The sequence below is a fragment of the uncultured Rothia sp. genome (assembly GCF_937976295.1).
Taxonomy (GTDB): domain Bacteria; phylum Actinomycetota; class Actinomycetes; order Actinomycetales; family Micrococcaceae; genus Rothia.
The window spans coordinates 1-4,740 of sequence record NZ_CALJRY010000382.1; the positions used below are offsets into that span (position 1 = coordinate 1).

Sequence of the window (4,740 nt, forward strand, 5' to 3'; positions counted from 1 at the left end):
CGGCTTCAACCGCGGTCCGGGTCGTCCCGGCCCCGGCGGTCGCGGCAATGCACAGGGTGCATTCGGCCGCGGTGGCTCCAAGCGTAAGGGCCGCAAGTCCAAGGCAGCTCGCCGCCATGAGCAGGAGCAGCTGAACGCACCGGCACCCGGTGGCGTGGTTGTTCCTCGCGGCGACGGCTCGACCGAGATTCGTCTGCGCCGCGGCGCGTCCATCATGGACTTCGCTGAGAAGATTGGCGCAAACCCGGCATCGCTGATTACGGTTCTCTTCCACATGGGTGAGATGGCTACCCAGACTCAGTCCCTGGACGAGGAGACCTTCGAGCTGCTGGGTGCCGAACTGGGTTACGTCATCAAGATTGTTTCCCCGGAGGATGAGGAGCGCGAGCTGCTCGAGTCCTTCGACATCAACCTCGAAGCCGAAGCAGAAGCTGAGGGCGAGGATGTTCTGGAGGTTCGTCCCCCGGTCGTTACCGTCATGGGTCACGTTGACCACGGTAAGACCCGCCTGCTGGACGCTATCCGTAACACCAACGTCATTGAGGGTGAGGCCGGCGGCATTACCCAGCACATTGGTGCATACCAGGTCCACACCACCGTTGAGGGTGAAGACCGCGCGATTACCTTCATCGATACCCCCGGTCACGAGGCGTTCACCGCTATGCGTGCCCGTGGTGCGAAGGTTACCGACGTGGCAATCCTCGTGGTCGCAGCGGATGACGGCGTTATGCCTCAGACCGTTGAGGCGCTGAACCACGCACAGGCAGCTAACGTGCCGATCGTGGTTGCTGTGAACAAGATCGATAAGGAAGGTGCGTCCCCGGACAAGATCCGTGGCCAGCTCACCGAGTACGGTCTGATTCCCGAAGAGTACGGTGGCGACACCATGTTCGTGGACGTCTCCGCTCGCAACGGCACCAACATTGACGAGCTGCTTGAGGCTGTCACTCTGACCGCTGACGTGCTCGAACTGACCGCTAACCCGAACAAGGAAGCACGCGGCGTTGCTATTGAAGCAAACCTGGATAAGGGCCGCGGTGCGGTTTGTACCGTCCTGGTTCAGTCCGGTACCCTGCGCGTCGGTGACGCTATCGTTGCCGGTGTTGCTCACGGTCGCGTTCGTGCAATGTTCGATGAGAACGGTCAGGCTGTGAAGGAAGCTGGCCCGTCCCGCCCCGTTCAGGTGCTGGGTCTGTCCACCGTTCCTCGTGCAGGCGACACCTTCCTCTCCACCGAGGAGGAGCGTACCGCTCGTCAGATCGCTGAGAAGCGTGAGGCTGCTGATCGTAACGCTCAGCTGGCTAAGCGTCGTAAGCGCGTGACCCTCGAGTCCTTCGACGCCGCCGTGGCCGAGGGCAAGATGGACACCCTGAACCTGATCATCAAGGGTGACGTCTCCGGTGCTGTGGAAGCACTGGAAGAGTCCCTGATGAAGATCGACGCCGGTGGCGACGAGGTTCAGCTGCGCGTCATCCACCGCGGTGTGGGTGCTATTACCCAGAACGACGTGAACCTGGCTACCGTGGACAACGCGGTCATCATCGGCTTCAACGTCCGCCCGGCAGAGCGCGTTGCAGAACTTGCCGACCGCGAAGGCGTCGAGATGAAGTTCTACTCGGTCATCTACCGTGCGATTGAGGAAATTGAGCAGGCCGTCAAGGGTATGCTCAAGCCCGAGTACGAGGAAGTGGAGCTCGGCTCCGCAGAGATCCGCGAGGTCTTCCGCTCCTCCAAGTGGGGCAACATCGCAGGTTCGATCGTCAAGAACGGCATCATCAAGCGCAACGCCAAGGCACGCCTGGTGCGCGATGGTTCCGTGGTGGCAGACAACCTCACCATCGAGTCGCTGCGTCGCTTCAAGGACGACGCTACCGAGGTTCGCGAAGGTTTCGAGTGTGGTATTGGCCTCGGCTCCTTCAACGACATCAAGGAAGGCGACATTATCGAGACTTGGGAGATGCGCGAAAAGCCGCGTGTCTAAGACTCACACGCTGATGCGCCCGTCACCCGCTAGTGTTCCCGCACCCGCAGGCTTCTAAAACTTAGAGCCTGCGGGGCGGATGCTGGCGGGGCGGGCGCTTCCGCATTACCTGGAACGCTTCCAAAGAAGCACCTCGAGTGCCCACGGAGGTGTCACGACAATTCAAGGAGAAACACATGGCTGATGCAGCCCGCGCGGCACGACTTGCCGACCGCATCAAGGTAATTGTGGCGAAGGCGCTGGAGCGTCGTGTTAAGGATCCCCGCCTCGGTTTTGTGACCATTACCGATGCCCGCGTGACCAACGACCTGCAGCACGCAACCCTCTACTACACCGTGTTCGGCTCCGAAGAGGACGCCGCAAACACCAAGAAGGCGCTGGAATCCGCTAAGGGTATTCTGCGCTCCGAGGTGGGTAAGAACATTACCGCCCGCCTGACCCCCACCCTGACTTTCGTTGCTGACGAGGTTCCCGAGAACGCCTTCCACATTGAGGCGCTTCTGCGCGAGACCCGCGAGCGCGACGCCGCCCTGGCTGCTGCAGCTGAGGGCGCGGAGTACGCTGGTGAGGCTGACCCCTACAAGAAGGATGAGCCTGCCGAGGGTGAGGACGCCTAAGTGGCGAAGAAGCAACCTCAGGGCCCGTCCGGCCTGATGGTCATTGATAAGCCCGCCGGGATGAGTAGTCACGACGCAGTCTCTCAGATGCGTCGTATTGCTGGCACCCGGCGGGTTGGTCATGCCGGTACGCTGGACCCTGCCGCGACCGGCGTGCTGATTTTGGGCATTAATAAGGCGACCAAGCTGCTGACCTACCTGGTCGGTCAGGATAAAACCTATGACGCGACGATTCGCCTGGGCATTGAGACGCTGACTGAGGACGCCGAGGGTGAGCACACCGCCGCGCATCCGGATGCCGTTGAGGCGCTGACCGGTATGGACGCCGAGCGGATGCGTGCGCGCATCCTGGAGGCTGTGGCGCAGCTGAGCGGCGATATTCTGCAGGTTCCTTCTGCGGTGTCTGCTATCAAGATCAACGGTGTTCGCTCGTATGCGCGTGTGCGTAGCGGCGAGCAGGTTGAGTTGGCGGCGCGTCCGGTGACGATTAGCGAGTTCACGGTGCATTCTGTGACTGCCGGTTTTGCCGAGTACGTGATTGAGGACCCCGAGAACGAGGGCGAGCACATGGCAACTTCGGTTCCCGTGATTGACTGCGATGTGACGGTTTCGTGCTCTTCGGGTACCTACATTCGTGCCCTGGCGCGTGATTTGGGCAAGATTCTGGGCACCGGCGGCCACCTGACGGCTCTTCGCCGTACTCGTGTGGGTGCCGTGGTGCTTGAGGACGCCGCTGATTTGGTGCAGTTGAAGCAGCGCCGTGAAGAGTCAGCACAGCTGGAAGACCTGCCGCTGCTTCCCCTGGAGGAGGCGGCACGCCGCATCTTTGGTGCGCGTGAGCTCTCTGCCGCGGAGGCGAGCGATATTTCCTACGGGCGCCGTATTAGCCCCAGCGGTGACGGCTCCGTGGTGAAGCGTTCCGTGCACGCGAGCGCGGATGAGTCCGGCGCTGTGCAACATGCCAGCGTTGAGGGTATTGTGGCGGGCTTCGCCCCGGACGGTACCCTGGTTGCCCTGTTGGAGAATAAGAAGCAGCGCGGGAAGGTTCAGGCCGCCCCGGTGCTGGTTTTTGAGGCGAATCGTTCCTTCAACTAGGCGTTGAGGGCTTATGATGGGCGAAGAGGGTTCGGTGTTTGCACCTGCTTACACCTGATTTGTTCAGCGCCCTATCGAATGTGCACCCTATCGAATGTGCGCCCCCATTCATTCAACACGCTAACGTAACCCCTAAACACACATGACTACTCGTGCGGGTGCCGCCCGGCCCTGCTGAAGGAGAGAAGATGAGCGAGAACCAGAGCTCCGCTAATAAGGCGAGTGAGCCTCGTACCGCGCCGGTACCCCGCGTAGAGTCTGCGCAGGCTGAAGCTACCGCAACCGGGGCTGCTGCGACCGGAGCTGCTACTCAGCGCGGTGCCGCGAAGGCTTCCGGTGCTAAGAGTGCTGAGCCTATTTCTGCGGCGAAGGCAGCCGAGGGCGTTCGCGTAGCCGCACCGGCGTCCGGCGATAAGGCGTCGAAGAAGGCAGATAAGAAGGCTGAGAAGAAGACAACCCGTGAGGCGTTTGCCCGTCCCAAGAGCATTGAGGAGGAGGCTAAGCCTCAGAACCGTGCGGCGTTCCGTGCGGCGGTGGCGCTGTACGGTCTGTGCATGATTGCGTACGGTGTGTGGCAGGTTCTGGGTGGTGTCCGCGTTATTCCGGATGCGCCTGCAGATTTTGCGAACCCCTCGGTGCAGTCGAACTACGCGTTCTTCGCGGCAATCTATGTGGGTGTGGGCCTGTCCTTCGTGTTCATTGCCTTGAAGTTCAAGTGGGTGAATATGCTCGCGTTCTCCTGCCTGGTGGTTTTCCTGGGCGGTGTGGGTCGTATTCTGTCGTGGGCGTTCTTCGGCACCCCGCACTGGTCGCTGATTGTGCTGATGGTGACTGAGCTTGTGATTCCTCCGTGCCTGCTGGTGTGGTACGGCTGGATTAACAAGTCCAATAAGATTCGCCAGGAGATGCTGAAGGCTTCTCGTAACCAGGCTCGTAAGTAGTCGTTACGCCCGGGAAGGTTCCTGCCGTACGGTGGGATGCCTGCCCGGGCCTTCTTATGGGCGAGTTTGCTGGTGGGTGGGGCTTGGGCTGTGAGTGGGGCTCTGC

General features: G+C 61.1%; 4 protein-coding genes. All 4 read left to right on the plus strand.

Annotated features, from left to right (window positions below; translation table 11 throughout):
• The coding region (gene infB, locus Q0216_RS10145; RefSeq protein ID WP_298595101.1) for a translation initiation factor IF-2 at positions 1-1,981 on the plus strand (1,981 nt) is incomplete at its 5' end.
• Positions 1,982-2,157: 176 nt separating this feature from the next.
• Positions 2,158-2,598: a 30S ribosome-binding factor RbfA gene (gene rbfA, locus Q0216_RS10150; protein ID WP_298595104.1), complete on the plus strand. Its 441-nt coding sequence runs from the start codon at positions 2,158-2,160 to the stop codon at positions 2,596-2,598.
• Positions 2,599-3,693 (plus strand): tRNA pseudouridine(55) synthase TruB, encoded by a 1,095-nt coding sequence (truB, locus tag Q0216_RS10155; protein ID WP_298595106.1) that lies wholly within the window; start codon positions 2,599-2,601, stop codon positions 3,691-3,693. It abuts the gene before it with no gap.
• A gap of 188 nt (positions 3,694-3,881) precedes the next feature.
• On the plus strand, positions 3,882-4,634 hold the full coding sequence (locus tag Q0216_RS10160; RefSeq protein WP_298595111.1) for a DUF4345 domain-containing protein: 753 nt from the start codon (positions 3,882-3,884) through the stop codon (positions 4,632-4,634).
• Positions 4,635-4,740: the final 106 nt, after the last annotated feature.

Bases quoted from the DNA above. Each gene is read 5' to 3' on its own strand.
- rbfA (WP_298595104.1), top strand. From the start codon at position 2,158: ATGGCTGATGCAGCCCGCGCGGCACGACTTGCCGACCGCATCAAGGTA.
- Q0216_RS10160 (WP_298595111.1), top strand. From the start codon at position 3,882: ATGAGCGAGAACCAGAGCTCCGCTAATAAGGCGAGTGAGCCTCGTACC.